The sequence below is a fragment of the Blastopirellula retiformator genome (genome assembly GCF_007859755.1).
In the GTDB taxonomy this organism is placed as follows: Bacteria; Planctomycetota; Planctomycetia; order Pirellulales; family Pirellulaceae; genus Blastopirellula; species Blastopirellula retiformator.
Window position 1 is genome coordinate 206,946 of record NZ_SJPF01000004.1, and the last position, 17,633, is coordinate 224,578.

Sequence of the window (17,633 nt, forward strand, 5' to 3'; positions counted from 1 at the left end):
AGTCAGTACCTAATCATGTCGATATTGTTCGTGCAGACCAGCAGAACGAAGACCACGATCCCAACGACGACCAAAATTGCCATGCCGACCGCCAGCATCAAAATCAAACTGATCGTGACCGCGATACTTCCCCCGACGCTTGCGGTGCGGCGATTGTTCCGGATTCCGCCGCGAATCATTAATGCGATCCCCAACATCGGCAGACTGACCACAAGCAAGTAAGGGAGCAGCAACCCCAAGTGCACCCGGGCCACCCCATAGCCAACCAATCCCAACGTTGGCAGCAAAATCAACACCGGCAGGTTGGCCGAGAACGTCGCCCGCGTCTGAGCGAACGCTGGCGTTTGGCCAACTTTCTCCGCCGCAACCAGTTCCTCCGTCTCCATCTCGCTTTGGCAAATCCAACATCGCGGCGCGAACGCGTAGTTCTCGGCGCCACACTGCGGGCAGGCCACCAACGGAATCGACCGCGGCTGTAGGTCTGCGCTTCGAAGTTGGCTAGGATCGCTCATCAATGAAAATTCTGATGGCCAAACATCTGCAAACAAATCATGAAAAACAAGATTCCGATCGAAATCACCACCAGGCCGATGACGCTTACCAATACCAGTACAACGCTCAGCCCGCGGGTTGCGGTTGGTTTGTCCTTGGCCGCCAACACCTGCCGCAGCGTAATGCCAACGCCTAAACAGGGGACAACCACCAGAATCGCGTAGAAGATCAGCGCGACCGGATGGATCGTCGCCACACCGACGCCCACCAGCACCAGCGCCGCCAGCGTAAGCAGTAGCAGCACATTGCCCACCTTGGTATTGGCGCCGGCAACGAACTTCGGAGCCTCGACAGGCACGGCGGCAACCAGTTCCACCTCGTCGACCAGCGCCCGCTGGCAGATCCAACAATTTGCAGCAAAGGCGTTGTTGTCGGCGCCACACTCGGGGCAGCGGACTTGAGGAAGCGAACGACTCATGCTTCGCCCCCTCTCTGCCGGCGCTCGGCATAGGCGACCGCCAGATCTTTCGCCCGGCGGACCATCTGCCCTACCACGATTCCGGCAGCGCCCAAGCTGACCAGCGTGATCGCCTGGCTGATTGGCGGCACCGCGTGATCGGCGTCAAACCAGGTCTTATCAACCGCGCCGACGCTCGCCATAAATCCCGCCATGCAGGCCAGCGTCGCAAACCAAACCAGCGGCAACTCAAACCGCAGGCCGGCCAAAATGATGATGAAGTAGTAGAACGTATCCAGTTGGGTCGCCGTCGGTCCGCCAGAGGCGGCGATTAATGTCGTCAAAAAGGCGATATCGACCGCGGTGCTGACGTAGCTGAGCAGCGGCGGAAACCAGCGCCGCAACAGCACCAGCCAAACGGCCAATGACAGGAAAAGCCAACCGCAGGCGATCAGCGTCGCCTGTTTATGAAAGTCGGCGTTGGCGGCTCTACCCGCTTCGTCCAACAAACCAAAATGATGCCATAACTGCAGCCCGTAGCAAACGACGATCGCCGCCATCCGCAGCGAAACAACGCGCATCTCGGCAACGTACGACTGCCAGCGGCGGACGATATACCAATCTCGATCAGGAGCGTTCACGCGGTTGGGATCCTTCGTCGGGACTTGGGGACGATTTCTCGGTTGTCTCCGTCTGTCGTAGCGTATCGGACGAAGCTAGTCCAAGTCGATAGGCGAGCGTCACAGGAATCGAAACAAAAAAGAGGAAGGCGAACAACACGCAGGCCAGCGCAAGCAGGTTCGGGTCGACTCTCTCGGAAGTCGACGCGGCCTCATAGTTGGCAAGCGCCATCGCACATGTTCCGAAAAAAGCGACGCCGGACGCGATCATTACGAAGAGTGAAAGCGCCAGACAAATGGCCAATCTCTTCTTGTCTTTTCCTGCACTCATGCCGGCTCCTTCGCTTCCCCCGCCGCGACGCGTCTATTCCAGAGCGATTCGATCGAGGGGGGACCGAGGAAAACCAAAAGCACAATAGTTGTAACCAGCCCCAGTAAGCCATCGACCAAAACTGCATCGAACGCAGAAAATCGGTCGCCGAGCCAAAGAATCGCGCGAAACAAGATTCCCCCCAGCAAGCCAGCCAAGGCGGACATCGCCAGACCGCACACCACGGCAATCGTGACGCGAACCAGCGAGCCGAACAGGATCCACGTTGCGTCACACCGTCGAAACTGCCAACGGCCCCTCTGTTTGCGGGTCACTTCCGCCCACGCTCGAACGACGGCGAGGCTGACGCCAATCACCACGCAGTAGCCCAGCAGCGGGTGGGCAAGAAAGCTGAACAACGCCGCGACAAATGCCAGAACGATCCCAAACGCGAATTCGTTCTCCAATAGCACGGGATGCACAGCCGTCGCTTCAGCCGTCGGCGCCGTGGGCGACTGGAATGGGTTTTCGTCATCTTGATCACTCATGACGATCCGCCTCGCTTTTCGTCCGCGCCGCGCTCTGACGCCGCAGCACCTCCAGCGACGGCGGCCCCAGTCGCCAAATCACCCAGAAGAACGTTACGACCATCGCTCCGTAGGAGATTCCGAACACGAACGTCATCAAGACGCTACCGCCGGCAGGTGGACGAAAAAAGGGCGCATTGGTCACAATCGCCATGCCGGTACACGTGATCAAAAAGGCGATCGCTCCTGCCACCGCAGCGCCGATCGCCACCGACAACGCCTTTCCGAGAGAGTTGAGCTGTTGCAAGGGACCGATTGAACAACCGGCCAAGAATTTGCGATGCAGTTCCAACAACGAGCGAAGAGAGACCCCCAGCGAACCGAAGAAGAGCAATCCGCCGGACCAAGGTTCACGATAAAACATCGGCGCCACGACAACAAACATCACTGCCGAAACAATCCACCAGACATACCACTGCCGCCACGGTGCGGTGACGTTTGGCTCCTGCGGCGATTGGTAGGGATTGTCGTCGGTCACGGCGAAGGCTGACTCTGGTTCGGTTCTGTCGAAATCGGTGGCTCACCACCATGCCGGTTCGCTTCCTGCTGCAGGACCTCTAGTTTCTTGGGGCCGAGTCGGTAGAACAGCCACCCCAGCAGGGCAAGACCCACAGGAATTGCGCCGAACATCAACACAATCCCAAACATTTCTCCCTGACCTTGCCCGACATTCGCAACGGCAATCCCGCTGGCACATACGGTTGTTCCAGCGACACCGGCCGAAATGATCGTGATCATCGAAACCCCCAGCGAAACGCCAAGCGATTTCCACTGCACGCCGTAGTCGACCAACCAACCTGCCGCCAACTTGCGGTTGAGGTCACTGATCGTCCTCACCAACGCCGGCAAGCCAACCGCCACGATAAAGGCCAACAGCATCAGCAGCGTCTCGAAAAAGGCGCACAGGACACCTACCAGCACGAAAATGCCGGTTGCCCCGTAGAGCACCAACCAGGGAGGCTGACGATGGGCTGGCGTTTTTGCCGCGGGTGACTCGAACGGATTGGACTCTTCGTTTTCGGGGACCATGGCACGACTCACGCAGTAGGAAGAAACGTCTGGCGACGATTCTATCCGCACCACTACCTGGATCGCGAGAAATGCCCCGGAAGGGGACAATTTTTTTTCGCCGCCCAAACGGAGCAGGGTGGCGCTAATTCTCGACCGGCGTAATCTCGGTCGCCCAGTTCCACTCGATGCTGTAGTCCTCGTCGTCCATATGCAGCACGCAGATCAAGCGGCGAAAATGGTGATCTAAACGCAAGAAGGTCGCTTCCAATTCGTATTGCGACTGGCCGACATCGACGTAGAAACGATACCGCCGGCCTTCGATCAGCTGATCTGGATGTTCAATTGTCGTCATGAAATCGAATCGCGGATGGGCCGGCAGGCGGAAAACGATAACGAGGAGAGCCAAGCCCTTATTTTATATTTGCGAATGTGCGATGGCAAACAAACCAGCCTCCCCCCCATCGTTAAGACTCTGCCGCTCACCAGACGCCACAATAGCGCAAAAAAAGAAACGTGTCGGCCCGGGCCGACGCGTTTCTTCGCGTCGATGATTTCCCCACAGTCGTTGGGCAGCTAATCCCGGCTGTCAGGAAATCGATCGACTTGGTTCTGTCGGAGCCTCGCAGTTGGCCCCAATTCTGTTAGTAATTTCCTAGCACCTGGCCGTCGTTGCACGACAAGAGCCGTTCGTAGGTCGAGTCGTCGGGCCCGCCAAAGTTGTCGTCGATGTTTTCGCTGATGAAGTGAACCGAACCGTCGACGAAGACGAACTGAGCGCCGCCGGGATGCAAACTGGCGAAGCCCTGCCGTCCATCGCGATCGTCGCAACCTGTTCCGCAGGTGTCGTTCGAGTTGATCGGCGTCTTGCCGCCGCCAACCACCTGGATGAACCCGTCGAGATAGTTGTGGCTGTTTTCGATGTCTTCGTTGCCAGTATGTCCGTAGATAACCGCGGCGCCCAGTTCGACGCCTCCCAGCATCCAGGCCCGCTCGCCGACCATTGCCGTGTTGCTCGTTCCATCGAGAACGTCGCGCATTCGGCAGACCATCCGATTGTTATTCTGCACGTCGGTCCCCGGCACAAAGACGCCGTTGATCCGAAAGTTTCGCGAGGAGGTTCGCGTGTTGGTCCGGCAGATGTCGCCGCTATGATTGACGCCGATATAGTTGGCGGTCGCGATTTCTACATCTTGCGATTGATTGCCCGAACCATTGTTGATGCCGAAGTGGCTGTTCAGCTCGGGACCGACGTCCGACGGACAGCGCCACGTGGCGATCGGCGCTTGCACTACGGCCAGCTTGTCGGCCTTGTTAACCGCTTCGTGCAATCGATCGGGACTGCTGGGAGCCAAAATGTCGTAGGCGGCCGATTGTTCCATTTGGGGCAGAATGCAAGTTCCCCAGCTCCAACTGGCGTGGCGAGTCTCGTCGCCGCCGTTCACTTCGTGGTCGTAGCTGATCGCCGGCAATGCGCCGAACGTGTCATGATAGTTGTGCAGCGCCAATCCCAACTGTTTTAGGTGATTGGTGCACTGCATCCGCCGGGCCGCTTCGCGCGCTTGCTGCACCGCCGGCAACAGAAGCGCAATCAACACGCCGATGATCGCGATCACCACCAGCAGTTCCACGAGAGTAAACCCATTCTTGGCGCGAATCTTCATTGCAATGCCGTCCCCCGAAATAAGAAAAGATAAATTCACGCCTGGTCCGCATTTCCAAACGCCAGGCGAATTAGGCTCGTAAGCACTCCACGCAATGGCGGAAGATTGGCCGCGGATTTTGCGGATTTTCGCCAGTATGAGGAAATCCTCATCCAAGTCCCCGCTTCCGAGGAGGCGATCCGCCACAGAGAGCAGGGCGCATAAGAAGACGCGACGGCCATAGCCGCCGCGTTGATTCGCGACGCTTGCTGTTATTCTCGCTGGCGGCTTTGCTTGCCGACGACGGGAAAGTCGATCTGGTTGTCCCAGTCGGTCACTTCGACGATCTGCGTCGACTTGCTGTTGTATTCCTTCGGGAAGACTTCTTTGCGTCCTTCGTCGCGGACCTGTCCTTCGTCGCTAACGACTCGATCGCGAGCCGTCGTCAACTCGACGCGATGCTCGCCCACCAGCGCGCCATTGGCGGTAGCGCTATACTTCAACACGTAAAACCCTTCGGCGTCGGTCACGGCGCTCGAACTGCGTCCGATCTCTACCGGCACGAAAATAACGTTACAGCCTTCGACCGGCTTGCCGTTGAACGTCACCTGTCCATGAACGTCGCCCAGCGGCGGAGCGCCGTTGTCGCTGCACCCAACCAGCGCCGCGCCCGTCACAGCGATCGCCAGCAACCGGCCGAATTGAAAACCGCGAATCATAAAAAGCTCCTGGTTCGCCTCCGCTTTTCCCAATCAAAGCGAAGGCCGATGAGGGAATAGTCGAATGCGTTAGTAGTTGCCGATGACCTGTCCATCGTTGCAGGACAAGATCCGTTCGTACGTCGTGTCGACCGGACCGCCAAAGTCGTCGTCGATGTTCTCGCTTAGAAAATGGACCGAGCCGTCGGCAAAGGCGAATTGCGAACCGCCTAGGTGCAAGCTCGAGAAGCCTTGCCGTCCGTCGCGATCATCGCAGCCGGTGCCGCAGACGTCGTTCATATTGATGTGCGTCTTGCCGGCGCCAACCACCGAAATGAAACCGTCCAGGTAGTTGTGGCTCCGTTCGATGTCTTCGTTGCCGGTATGACCGTACAGCATGCCGGCGCCCAGTTCGACGCCGCCCAACATCCAGGCTCGTTCGCCAACCATCGCGGTGTTGCTGGTTCCGTCCAGCACGTCGCGCAAACGACAGACCATGCGGCGGTTTTGCTCCACATTGGTTCCGGCGACGAAGATTCCGTTGACCGCGGCGTTCTTGGTCGAGCGGCCGATGTCGCCGCTGTGGTTCACGCCCAGGTAGTTAGCCGTCGCGATCTGAACGTCTTGCGACTGGTCGCCTGATCCGTTGTTGATTCCAAAGTGGGTGTTCAACTCCGGACCGACGTCCGAAGGGCAACGCCAGGCCGAGATCGGCGTTTGCAGCACCCGCAGCTTATCGGCCTTGTTGACCGCCTCATGCAGTCGGTCGGGGCTGCTCGGCTCGAGAATGTCGTAGGCGCTCGCTTGCTCGATCTGCGGCAGAATCGCCGTCCCCCAACTCCAACTCGAATGCCGGGTTTCGTCGCCGCCGTTCACTTCGTGGTCATAGCTGATCGCCGGAAAGGCGCCGAACGTGTCGTGGTAGTTGTGCAGCGCCAGGGCGAGTTGCTTCAGATTGTTGGTGCATTGCATCCGCCGGGCCGCTTCGCGGGCTTGTTGTACCGCCGGCAAGAGCAGGGCGATCAATACGCCGATAATGGCGATCACGACCAATAGTTCCACCAAGGTGAAACCTTTCCGTTGGGTTGGGGCGTTCATAAAGATAGAGACTCCTGTGAGAAATGAAATGATGGATGTGCCACATGTGCGAACCTCGATTGGCTAGATCGGACGTGCCACCAGACAAGGAACGACCCAGTCGTCCTTCTGATTTCCAATCGGACCAATCTTCAACTCGCCACCTTCCGGCAACACGACGCGCCAAACTCGCAGTAAGACGTCAATCGAGGCGCCGGCGCCTTTCGCCTGTTCCAAGGTGTAGTTGAGCCCAGTCTCGGGATCGCGATGCGTCCCTTTGTCGAGCCCGATTAACCAGCCGGTATCTCTGAATTCCTGTCGCAACCACTCAGGGCGGGCAATTCGCTCGTCCACTAGCAGATAGGCGACTGCCGGCCGATTAAATTCGTAGGTGATTTCCAAGTCGTCGCGGAGATTGCCGTCCTCTTCAAATTTCCAGTCATTGGCCATTTTGACGTAGTCGAGGCCAACCAGTTGCGGCGGTATTCCAGAGGACAAGATCCCATTCCACTGATGAACCCGATCGGTGTACGCCAGCGAATCCTCTTGAAAGCCGGCGCGCACAATCTGATAAGTCGCGCTGCGATCGGCGCCGTTGTGCATTACCTTGCCGATCACCGAAGGGGGAATGTCACCCGCCTCGAGGAAGCTAAACGGATCGGCATAAGCGAGCGGATCGAACTGCTCCATGGTCGGAATCTGCCAGGCGTCCCCTTCCGTCATCGACTTCTTCTTCGTGCCCGATACGACTTCTACCCGACCGTCATAGACGACCACCTTGGTATCGCCGTCGCGACCAACCGCGACGCCAAACTTGGTCCCCAAGTCGATCACCCGCGCCTGGTCCGTTTGAATGGTGAACCCATACCCTTCGGCCGGCACCTCGGCGATCAGCTTTCCGTAGAAAAGCCGCCATTTCAGCGGGCTCTCAACCCGCACGCGAATCGGGCCAGTCAGTTGAATCTGGGCGCCGGCGGAGGTCTCGACTTGATAGCTGCCGCTGGGCAGTTCAAAAACTTCGCCGCCAAAAACCTCACGCGGCTCCGTTTCGCCAGAGACTCCAAAGATCCGGACCGCCGGCGGCACGCTACCGCTCGCCAATTGCGGAGCAGGGCCGCTCGTATCGATCCAGCTCGGATAGCCGATGATCGCGCCATAGCCAATCAGCACCAGCAAAATGCTGGCTGCCAGCGTCACCAACGCTCCACGACTGACCGGCAAGCGGACCGACGGAAGTCGGTTGATCCAAGTGCGTTTCGGCGGCGACGGCAGATCGAGCGCGACTTGCGTCGCCAATTGCTCTTCTGGCGAACGCTCAAGTCCGGCGATCAGCGCTAAGCGCGATCCGGCGATCGCCTGGGCGGCGAAACAGTCGCAGACCTGCGGTTGGTCGACGATCAATTGGCTGAGCGTGCTCCATTGCTCGGGCGTCGCGCGATCGGTCAGACAAAGATCGATCAAATCGAGCACCGCCGCATTAGCGACCAGCTTTCCTTGTACGGCGCGGCGTGAATTCATTTTCCGTCCCCTCCCATTGCGATTCGCAGGTCGATGCATTGATGCAATTGCTCGCGAATGCGACGCAGTCGCTTGTAGACGGCGTTCGCCGACAGGCCAAACATCTGGCCGATCTGCTCGACGCTGGTCGATCTCTTATAAGAAGCCCACAACATCGAGCGTTGTTGCGAGGGGAGTTTCTTGACGCACTGTTCCAGCGCGGCCAGACGCTCGTTCCAACCGTCGGCCCGTTCGACCAGCGCCGCTTCGAGCGATTCCATCGCCGCGTCGCTGAGCATCAATTCCTGCTTTCCCTTCTCGGCCAGAAAACGCTTCGCCTCGATGCGAGCCATTCCAAACGCCCACGGCAGAAACTCGCGTTCTGGGTCGAACTGTTCCCACTTCTTCCACAACCCCAGGCTGGTCCGCTGGAAAACCTCCTCCGCATCGTTCCAGTTGAAGATCAACGAGTAGACGTAACCTCTAAGCCGCTCCTGATTGGCGATGTACGTCTTGGCGAAGCTGGTCTGGTTCGTCACTGATGGATCAGGAGTCGATATCATGATTGTCGCCGGCTTCCGCGCCCGGGCCTTTTACAGATCAACGTGGGGTATCGTATCCAGGTGCACTCCCTGGATTTGCCCTAGTTTGGCCATCGATTTTGGCGAATCGCAGCAATTTTTCCTGGATATGAGGAAATCATCACAGAAACTCCTCCTCTCAGGGAAAGCCGCAGCACCACCGGGCCAGAAAGTACAAACCTCCTGGGGGTATGGAGCCTCCACCCCCAACAGGAACGAGGGGGCGACATCCGCCGCAGATTGGCGGAGAGAATCGCATAAAAAGAGGGCGGCTTGGCCGCCCCCTCTACGAAGATCTCGATCGTTGGAAACCGTGGGCTACTTCGAGCTATCAACCTCAAAGTCGATCGGGTTGTCGCCGGAAGTCACCTCGACGACCTGCGTCGTCTCCGAGTTGTACTCCTTCGGCATCTTTTCTTTCTGGCCAGGGTCGACGCCCCGACCTTTGTCATCACGTCGGGCTCCCCGAGCCGTGATCAGGCGCACCTTGTGCTTGCCCAACAACGCTCCGGCGGCGTCTCCGTTGTAGCGCAACGTGTAGCGCCCGTCGGCGTCGGTCATGGCGGTCGAACTACGCCCACCGGCTACCGGCTCGAACATCACCTGGCAACCGTCGACCGGTTGGCCGTTGAGCTTGACCTGTCCGTAAACCTCACCGACCGGTGGAATATCGCCATTGCCGCAACCGACAATCGCCGCCGTCACGATTGCGATGGCCGCACAACCGATGTGAGCAGGGACTCGTTTCATAGTATCTCCAAAGTGTTGACTTTCGACGCTTGACGCGGCGCCGCCTGCAACATGTCGGCGTCGCGATTGGCGAACCCTTCGTTAGAACGTTCCGACCGGTTGTCCGTCGTAACGATTCATCAACCGTTCGTACGTCGAGTCGGTACCACCGCCGATGTTGTCGTCAATGTTCTCGCTCAAAAAATGGACCGAACCATCCCCAAACATGAACTGGGCGCCGCCAGGATGCATGCTGGAGAACCCTTGGCGTCCATCGATGTCGTTGCCGTCGATCGATGAATGCATGGGGGCAGATAAGGGGCAATCTCGATTAGCAAATGCGAGCCGTACCGCGACTCCTCAGTAGCAGTCGTTCCTTTGGCTGGTATTTTGGCCAAAATTCTCTTTATTTTTTGCAACCTCGCAGAATCCGCGAAAATTGCCTCCGCAAACCTCGCCACAGAGGAGACGTGAACCCCGCAAAGGCCCTGCGTGTCTAGCAAAAATTGGCATGCGACTCCGCTGGCAGGGCTCCGTTGTGGGATCGGGGGTCGCCAGCTAGAATGGGCGTCGAGAGTTGCCCTTAGGCAAGATCGTGCTGTGGGAAAGCCTTCCCCAGGACGTAGCCCCGGAGGGTAAGCGAATGGTTAGCGGCTTCATTGGAAATGAAGTGCTCCGTAAGGAGTTGCGAGTTCGAATCTCGTGCCCTCCGCTACCAGAACAGGCCGTCAACGCAAGTCGTTGGCGGCCTTTCTCTTGCGCACCGCGGTAGAGCGACCGGCGACTACTTGCCACCCATTTGTCGCAGCCACGTATCGATCGCACTGGCTGAGCCTTCAGCCGCGATCACTCCGTCGGCACGAACCAGCACGCCCGAGTCGGCCGACAAGCCGAACGCTTTGCTGAAATGCCCTTCGGGATCATTAAAGTCGATGTCGAGTTGCCGGCATTGGACGAGCGATCCCATGGGCCAGGCGTCGGCATTGGCCTCTGGCATCAGGACCAACGTATAAAAAACGTCTTTCCGCTGCGGCCGGAGCAATTCAATGGAACTGACGCGCTGGCCATCGATCTCGATCGGCACGTCGGGAAAGGTTACGCCCGCTTCGATCTTGCCGGCGCTCTCACCAGCGAGCGAACTGTTCAGATATTTGACGTCATCTTCGGCCAGGATCGACGTCACCGTTTTGCGGACCGCCGGAATATGCGTGACGATCGACTGAATTACGTCCTGCACGCCGCGCGTCAAGCGATTGGTGTTCATCGTCATCCGCATCGCCCGGCCGCTCATCTTGATCACGCGGGCGGCGACCGGGTGGCGTTCTTCCTGGTAGGTCTCTAGCAGCGACGCGTCAGCCGCACCTCGCATCACCAGCGCAATCTTCCAGCCCAAGTTCGCAGCGTCTTGTATCCCGGTGTTCATTCCTTGTCCGCCAGCCGGACTGTGGACGTGCGCCGCATCGCCAGCAAGGAAGACGTTGCCGTGCACATATTGCGAAACCTGACGCTCGCTAATCCGAAAGTCGGCCAGCCAGTACGAGTTGGTGATTCGCCACTGTAATCGGGTCCGGGCGATCAGCGCCGCTTGTAGATCGGCGATCGTTGGATCTTGGCGGGGCGTCTCGGGACCGGCCATCCCGGCCTCGACAAAGATGCGATAACGCGAGTCGTTGATGGGGAACAGCTGCAGACTCCCTTCGTCGGAATTCGTCGAATACAACCAGCCATGCGTCAACGTTCGCTCTCGCTCATCCTGCGGCGTATGCGGATTGACGCCATCTTCGACCTTCACCTCGATATCGCCCAACAGCCATCGCTGGGCAACGGACTCGCCGGCGAAATCAAGTCCCAGCGTATGCCGGACCTGCGAATGGGCGCCATCACATCCAAGCAGATAGGGCGTCTCGACTTGTTGTTCTCCCTGCGGCGTCTCCAACTGACAAACGACGCGATCCGCCGCCCGCTCGAACGAAACCAAGCGCGTCCGCCGCTCGACCTGAATTCCGCGCTGCCGCAGCGCCGCAATCATCGTCGCCTCGACGTTCGACTGCGGAATCAACAGCCCCGGCGGCATGGTATGCCCGGCGTTATCCAGCTTCATCGTCGCGTGATACGCGCCTTGGTCGTAGAAATGCAAACCATTAGGAACGATTCCATCCCCTAGCCACTGCTCGTACGGGATCATGGGATCCAGGTTGATCAGCGAGCGGCGCCATAAGACCAGCGCCTTCGAGAGGCTCGTCGGTGCGTCGTTTTGATCAACGATCCGGACCGCAGCGCCAAACCAAGAGAGCGTCAAAGCGGCCGCTAGCCCGACCGGGCCGGCTCCGACAACCAGAACAGGAGCGTCCATCGCACATTCCCAAACGTCAGGAGGAAGAACATCTCTGCGATCATCAGGCGACGCCTGCGTCACTGGACGACGATTGTAGCTCGTTTCTCTCCTCCCCCCAACGCCAAGCGTGCGCATAAAAAACAGGGGCGAGACAAATCTCGCCTCTGAATCGTTTACGCAGTTGGTATGGAGCAGTCAGACTTACTACGGAACGATCGCGCGAATCGCATACGGATCGGTTGTCCCGGGACGCGGACCTCGGCGCCGCCATACGGCGTGTAGTACTGATAGGTCGTGCGACCCCAAAACAACGACGTAAGTCGTTATTTTGCGAGCCGCGAAGAGCGATGCTCTGAGCCTGGCGAGGTTGGAAAATGCGACGAGGGCATTTTTCAACAGGCAGGTAGAGGACCGGTTGCGGCGACGTATACAGCGACGAGTTGTAGACCGGCGGATAGACCGACGAACTGTAGGTGGGCGAGTAAACGCGAACCGGGGTCGGGGCGTAGTAGCTGGTCACCGGCACGGTGGTGGTTGTCGTCGAGCGAGTGTAGAGAACCGTCGTCGGGCTCCCGAAGCTCCCGTGATAATAAGTCGTCACCTGCTGCGACATCGCCGCCGCAGGAATCAACAAGCGACTTCCGATCCTAATGCGCTATCGGGCGGTTCGCCTCCGATCAACATGGCCCCCAAGCGGCCACCGACACAACCGCATATCGACCTCTGGTGATCGGAAATTTTTTCAATCGCAGCCAGCGATGCGTTTGGCAATTCGATTTCGCCCGAGTTTTTTTGGCCCCAATAGAAGGCGAATCGCACTCGGCGGCGACGTATTCGCGTTGGCGACTCGCAACTGGCACGCGAGTCGCATTAGAGGTGAAGCGCATCTAGGGCTACGCCTACCAGACAACACAGGGGCAACTTGCGATGAACGCAAAGGAGTTTTCGAGAATGGAAATCCTGAAACGCATTTGGGACGACGAAGCGGGATTCATCATTTCGGTCGAGCTACTCTTGCTCGCCACCGTCGTCGTGATTGGCATTTTGGTCGGGCTCGCCGCTGTGCGTGATTCGATTACCGGCGAACTATCGGACGTCGGCGGCGCCATCGGCGACATGGATCAATCGTTCACCCTCTACGGAATCACCGGTCCTTCGGCGGCGGTTTCCGGCAGCGACTTCGGCGACGCCGCCGATTCCAGTGACGCCAATGGTGATCCTCCTGGCGTGATGGACAACTGCATTGTCGTAGTCCCCAATGACGGCGACGAATCGGGCGTCGCTCCTTTACCCAACGGCTAACGCCCCAGCCCATCAATAAATAAAGCGACGCGTCAGGCATTCCCGACGCGTCGCTTTGATTTCTCCGCTCAATCGCAACCGCTCTATTTGCTGGGCGCCGCCCAGTCAGGGGCTTCGTCCAGCACGGCGTCGTATTTCGTCTGCAGTTTCTTTTTCAGCGCAGAAACAACCTCCGGCTTCTCCGCCGCCAGATCATGCTTTTCGGCCAGATTATCCGCCAGATTGTAAAGCTCCAGCGTCGTCAGCTTTCCCTGTTTGATCGCCTGCGAAACCTCAGGACGAAAATAACCGCCCGCTTTCTTGGTCCCCAGATCGATATGGGCGACCAGTTTCCAATCACCATCACGGATCGCCACCTTGGCGGGACTGATCGCGTTGTAGTAATGCCAAAAGAGCGGGGCAGGGCGGTCAACCTTTCCCCCGTCCAGCGATTGGGCGAAACTAGCGCCGTCGAGCGTTCGATCCTTTGGGGCGCTCACTTCCGCCAGTTCGCAAATCGTCGGCAATAGATCGAGCCCGCAGATCGGCTCGTCGCTTTCGCTAGCCGGCGTAATCCGACCCGGAAAACGCACGATCCCCGGAACCCGAATTCCTCCTTCGTAGATGTGCAGCTTCATCCCGCGGAGCGGCCCCGGCGAACCATGCGAACGCCAGGCGTTGCGATAGCGATTGAGCGTTTCCGGTCCGTTGTCGCTGGTAAAGAAGACGAACGTGTTCTCCGCCAGTTTTAGGTCGTCGACCGCCTTCATCAACCGGCCGACCGCGCGGTCCATGTTCTCGACGTTGGCGTAATAGAGAGCTTCTCCCTCCTTCTTCGCGTCGCCGTAGTGAGCGACCAGTTCGTCAGGCGAGGCGATCGGTTCATGCGGCTCATGGAAGCAGACGAACGCGAAGAATGGTTTGTCGGCGTCGCGACCTGACTTCAGCCAGTGGATCGCTTCGTCGGCGACCACCTGGCACGAGTAGCCCTCTTGCTGGCCAACCGCCTTGCCGTTGCGGACAAAGTTGTTGGGGTTTTCGTGCGTGGGCGACGCGTTGTTCTGCGTGCTGAACCAGTGACTAAAGCCTTGGTCGCCTGGCTGTGGCTGTTGGTCGCTGTTGAACTTGCCGTTCAAGTGCCATTTGCCGACGTGACACGTAGCATACCCATCGGCCTGCAAGAGCGACGCGATCGTCTTCTCGCTTGCCTGCAGATGCATCACGTTGTCGGCCGGGATCCAGTCGTAGACGCCAATGCGGCTTGGCGTGCGGCCAGTCATCAGACCGGCGCGCGATGACGAACAGACCGGCGCCGACGCATAACAGGCGGTCAAACGCATGCCTTGCTTGGCGAGCGCATTCAAATTGGGAGTCTGAATCGTGGAGTTGCCGTAGCACCCCAGATCGCCGTATCCCAAGTCGTCGCACAAGATCACCAGAAAGTTCGGGCGATCTTCGCCGTCGGCCGCCCAAGCGACTGTCGCCGTCAACAAGACCAACGCCAGTGAGAGAATTCGCATTAGTTCTTTCCTTTCGCGTTGTTCTTTTTCGGCTTCGGCTGCGGAAACTTCCAGCTGTCGCTGGGCGAGTAAGCGGCCGCCATCATCTTGGTCATCTCGGCGACCTTTTCGGGATGGTCGGCGGCCAGGTTATGCTCTTCCCCCAAATCGTCCTTCAGGTTGTAAAGCCGAACCGGCGTATTGATCGGCTGCTGGATCGCTTTCCAATCTCCCTGACGAACCGCCTGGGCGCCCCCTCGTTCGTAGAAGGCCCAATAGAGATAGTCATGCTCTTTTTGCGCTCCCTTGCCGGTGATCGTCGGCAGGAAGGAGACGCCATCGATGTCGCTGGGAACTTCGTCGGTCACTCCAGCGACTGCCGCCAAGGTCGGCATGACGTCCCAGAAGGCGCCGGCCCAATCAGACTGGCTGCCCGCTTTCACATGCCCCGGCCAGCGGACGATCGTCGGCACGCGAATGCCCCCTTCGTGCAGACTTCGCTTGATCCCTTGCAGAGGACCATTGGAGTCGGCGAAGTCGGGATCATTGCCTCCTTCGCGATGCGGACCATTGTCGGAGGTGAAGATCACCAGCGTATTGTCGTCGATCCCATCCGCTTTCAATTTGGCGAACAGCTTGCCGAGATCGCGATCCATCCGCGAGATCATCGCGGCATGCCCCTTTTGCGGCTCAGGCCAATCTTTGTCGGCGTATTGTCCATACTCGGGAACTTCCATCCCGGCTTTGCCCGCTTCGTTGTTGGCGTGCGGTATCGTCAGCGAGAGATAAAGAAAGAACGGGGCGTCCTTCTTCGCGGCGCCATCGATCCACTGCATCGCCTCATCAAAGCAGAGGTCGTGCGAGTAATCGACCTTCTCCTTGGCGATTCCCTGTCCCCAGGGGCCTTCTTTCAGCGGCACGTTCTTCAGCGGGACGCGTTCTTCGTTCCGCATCAGGAAGGTCGGGTAGTAGTTGTGGGCGTGCGTCTGATCGAGGTACCCAAAGAAGTAATCGAATCCTTGACGGGTCGGAACGCCGGTAGAGCCTTCATGCCCCAATCCCCATTTGCCAATCAGCGCCGTTTGATAGCCCGCCTTCTTCAAGACTTCGGCGACCGTCACGTCGCTTGGCCGCAGATTATCTTTGGCGTTGCCGCGAATGAAACAATGTCCGGTATGCAGTCCGGTCATCAAGACGCAGCGTGACGGAGCGCAGACGGTGCAGCCCGCATAGAAGTCGGTCATCCGCATCCCTTGGCGAGCCATCTCGTCGAGGTTGGGCGTGGCGATTTTCTGCTGTCCGAAAGAGCCGAGATCGCCGTAACCGAGATCGTCGGCCATAACGAAGATGATGTTCGGCTTCTCCGCAGCTTCGGCGGTAGCGACCGCCGTGAGGAGGAACAAGGCGCAAAAGGCGGCAAAACGGAGTAGATGCATGCTTCGACTCTCTGGATCGAGTACGAGGTGGGAAACTGGGAGGGTATTAACAAGATAGTCGAAATCAGGGCCATTCTGTATTGCGTAAGGTGAAATTAATCTACCAAGGGCCTCTTAAACCTCCGTAAAACGGCTCAACTGCCCGACTACGGGAACGAGGCGAATTTCGTGGATTTTCGCGAAAAGGCAAGGGAGTAGGTTGACGAGTTGCTCCCATCGCCACTAGGCTATTGAGACTCAGTATCCATGCCTAACGCCAGCCAATCGCACTCTTGCTCAGCCAGCTACTTCCGGGGCGTGGGAATTTCCCAGGACAAGATGTAGCTGGAGCAACCAGATAATGCGAGAAAAACGCGCGTTCACGCTCGTTGAATTGTTGGTCGTCATCGCCATTATTGGCGTTCTTATTAGCTTGTTGTTGCCGGCGGTTCAGCAAGCGCGCGAAGCGGCCCGGCGAATGTCGTGTTCGAACAATCTGAAGCAGATCGGGCTTTCGCTGCACAACTACGAGAGCGCCATGCGGCAGTTCCCGCCCATTGGCGATTCGATCAACTATTCGTTTTCGACCCAGGCCCAGCTGCTGCCGTTCTGCGAACAAGAAAACTTGCGGCGCCTGATCGACTTCAACATCGAGCTCGGTCACCCGCGAAACGGCGTCGACCCGGCCCATGTCGTCGCGGCCAAGACGCCGGTGCCGTTCTTTTCCTGTCCCAGCGAGGACATCCCCGTCGTGAAGACGGTCGAAACCGCCAAAGGCGGGCCCTTTGACTACGCCGGCATCAACTACTGTATTAATGTCGGTACCGGCGTCGGCGACTACGTCAGCTTTGGCGATCCGACCGATGGCATCGCCTGGTCAGGCGGCAAGATCAAGTTTCGGGACGTCACCGACGGCACTTCGAACACGATCGCGTTCGCAGAAACGCTGATGGGTCCGGGTACGGAATCGACAACCACGCCGGAAGGTCGCCAGATGCAAAAGTATATTGCCGGCGGCTCTGGCAAAAACGTCTCGGACATGCACGCGTTGCAAGCCTATTTCGAGGCGAACGATCTGGCGGGAATGTTGGCCGCAGCGACTGGCTGGGATGGTCAGCGGGGCTCGACCTGGATTCGCGGTTTCGGCAGCGGCGGCGGTTCGATCAACGGCTATCTTCCGCCCAATAGCAAGTTCCCCGACATGTCGATTCGCGCCTATCTGGCGGCCGGCCCGCGGAGCAATCACCCAGGCGGCGCCATGGCGGTCTTCGTCGACGGCAGCGTCCACTTCCTGCCGGACACGATCAATATCGCCACCCAGCGCCGGCTGTTCGCCCGCAACGATGGCGAAGTGGTCGGCGAGTACTAGCCCGCTTCAAGATTCTTCCGCACCTTCCTTCCCTT

At 58.6% G+C, this 17,633-nt stretch carries 19 protein-coding genes and 1 tRNA gene; 3 read left to right on the forward strand and 17 right to left on the reverse strand.

Features of this window, described 5'->3' with window-relative positions; all coding sequences use genetic code 11:
- Positions 1-2 precede the first annotated feature (2 nt).
- The 14 genes from Enr8_RS16745 to Enr8_RS16815 form a co-directional block, all read right to left on the reverse strand.
- Positions 3-512 carry a hypothetical protein gene (locus Enr8_RS16745; protein ID WP_146433642.1) on the reverse strand — a complete coding sequence of 170 codons (510 nt, stop codon included), beginning with the start codon at positions 510-512 and terminating at the stop codon, positions 3-5.
- Complete coding sequence (locus Enr8_RS16750) at positions 512-970, reverse strand: hypothetical protein (RefSeq protein WP_146433644.1); 459 nt, start codon at positions 968-970, stop codon at positions 512-514. Before Enr8_RS16750 ends, Enr8_RS16745 begins: the two co-directional genes overlap by 1 nt.
- Positions 967-1,590 (reverse strand): hypothetical protein, encoded by a 624-nt coding sequence (locus Enr8_RS16755; RefSeq protein WP_146433646.1) that lies wholly within the window; start codon positions 1,588-1,590, stop codon positions 967-969. The genes Enr8_RS16750 and Enr8_RS16755 overlap by 4 nt, the downstream gene beginning before the upstream one ends.
- A 306-nt stretch (positions 1,591-1,896) precedes the next feature.
- Positions 1,897-2,361, reverse strand: coding sequence for a hypothetical protein (locus Enr8_RS16765; RefSeq protein ID WP_146433649.1), 465 nt, complete (start codon positions 2,359-2,361; stop codon positions 1,897-1,899).
- A 58-nt stretch (positions 2,362-2,419) separates the two neighbouring features.
- Complete coding sequence (locus tag Enr8_RS16770) at positions 2,420-2,944, reverse strand: hypothetical protein (protein WP_146433651.1); 525 nt, start codon at positions 2,942-2,944, stop codon at positions 2,420-2,422.
- A complete protein-coding gene (locus Enr8_RS16775) occupies positions 2,941-3,603 on the reverse strand; it encodes a hypothetical protein (protein ID WP_146433653.1) in 663 nt (220 codons plus the stop codon). The genes Enr8_RS16770 and Enr8_RS16775 overlap by 4 nt, the downstream gene beginning before the upstream one ends.
- Before the next feature lie 16 nt (positions 3,604-3,619).
- Complete coding sequence (locus Enr8_RS16780) at positions 3,620-3,829, reverse strand: hypothetical protein (protein ID WP_146433655.1); 210 nt, start codon at positions 3,827-3,829, stop codon at positions 3,620-3,622.
- A gap of 289 nt (positions 3,830-4,118) precedes the next feature.
- The gene (locus tag Enr8_RS16785; protein WP_146433657.1) at positions 4,119-5,138 is read right to left on the reverse strand and encodes a DUF1559 domain-containing protein; all 1,020 of its coding nucleotides are present in this window, start codon (positions 5,136-5,138) and stop codon (positions 4,119-4,121) included.
- Positions 5,139-5,389: 251 nt separating this feature from the next.
- Positions 5,390-5,836 (reverse strand): transthyretin-like family protein, encoded by a 447-nt coding sequence (locus tag Enr8_RS16790; RefSeq protein WP_146433659.1) that lies wholly within the window; start codon positions 5,834-5,836, stop codon positions 5,390-5,392.
- Positions 5,837-5,905: 69 nt separating this feature from the next.
- A complete protein-coding gene (locus tag Enr8_RS16795) occupies positions 5,906-6,913 on the reverse strand; it encodes a DUF1559 family PulG-like putative transporter (protein ID WP_146433661.1) in 1,008 nt (335 codons plus the stop codon).
- Between the two features lie 63 nt (positions 6,914-6,976).
- Entirely contained in the window at positions 6,977-8,410 is a 1,434-nt protein-coding gene (locus tag Enr8_RS16800; protein ID WP_146433663.1) for a FecR family protein, read from the reverse strand.
- A complete protein-coding gene (locus Enr8_RS16805; RefSeq protein ID WP_146433665.1) occupies positions 8,407-8,952 on the reverse strand; it encodes a sigma-70 family RNA polymerase sigma factor in 546 nt (181 codons plus the stop codon). Before Enr8_RS16805 ends, Enr8_RS16800 begins: the two co-directional genes overlap by 4 nt.
- A gap of 336 nt (positions 8,953-9,288) precedes the next feature.
- Positions 9,289-9,720: a carboxypeptidase-like regulatory domain-containing protein gene (locus Enr8_RS16810; protein ID WP_146433667.1), complete on the reverse strand. Its 432-nt coding sequence runs from the start codon at positions 9,718-9,720 to the stop codon at positions 9,289-9,291.
- A gap of 81 nt (positions 9,721-9,801) precedes the next feature.
- Positions 9,802-10,005 (reverse strand): H-X9-DG-CTERM domain-containing protein, encoded by a 204-nt coding sequence (locus Enr8_RS16815; protein WP_222434891.1) that lies wholly within the window; start codon positions 10,003-10,005, stop codon positions 9,802-9,804.
- A gap of 324 nt (positions 10,006-10,329) precedes the next feature.
- Between Enr8_RS16815 and Enr8_RS16820 the strand changes: the two genes are divergently transcribed.
- Positions 10,330-10,411, forward strand: a tRNA-Ser gene (locus Enr8_RS16820).
- Positions 10,412-10,483: 72 nt separating this feature from the next.
- On the opposite strand, the gene Enr8_RS16825 is transcribed toward Enr8_RS16820, so the two are convergent.
- Entirely contained in the window at positions 10,484-12,052 is a 1,569-nt protein-coding gene (locus tag Enr8_RS16825; protein WP_186767711.1) for an FAD-dependent monooxygenase, read from the reverse strand.
- A gap of 933 nt (positions 12,053-12,985) precedes the next feature.
- Between Enr8_RS16825 and Enr8_RS16830 the strand changes: the two genes are divergently transcribed.
- Positions 12,986-13,336 (forward strand): hypothetical protein, encoded by a 351-nt coding sequence (locus Enr8_RS16830; protein ID WP_146433671.1) that lies wholly within the window; start codon positions 12,986-12,988, stop codon positions 13,334-13,336.
- Between the two features lie 83 nt (positions 13,337-13,419).
- Here Enr8_RS16830 and Enr8_RS16835 read toward each other — a convergent pair whose 3' ends face one another.
- Together Enr8_RS16835 and Enr8_RS16840 are read right to left on the reverse strand one after the other, a co-directional pair.
- Positions 13,420-14,835 carry a sulfatase gene (locus tag Enr8_RS16835; protein ID WP_146433673.1) on the reverse strand — a complete coding sequence of 472 codons (1,416 nt, stop codon included), beginning with the start codon at positions 14,833-14,835 and terminating at the stop codon, positions 13,420-13,422.
- Positions 14,835-16,250 (reverse strand): arylsulfatase, encoded by a 1,416-nt coding sequence (locus Enr8_RS16840; RefSeq protein ID WP_146433675.1) that lies wholly within the window; start codon positions 16,248-16,250, stop codon positions 14,835-14,837. Before Enr8_RS16840 ends, Enr8_RS16835 begins: the two co-directional genes overlap by 1 nt.
- A 340-nt stretch (positions 16,251-16,590) precedes the next feature.
- Here Enr8_RS16840 and Enr8_RS16845 point away from each other — a divergent pair, with 340 nt between their 5' ends.
- A complete protein-coding gene (locus Enr8_RS16845; protein ID WP_146433677.1) occupies positions 16,591-17,598 on the forward strand; it encodes a DUF1559 family PulG-like putative transporter in 1,008 nt (335 codons plus the stop codon).
- Positions 17,599-17,633 lie beyond the last annotated feature (35 nt).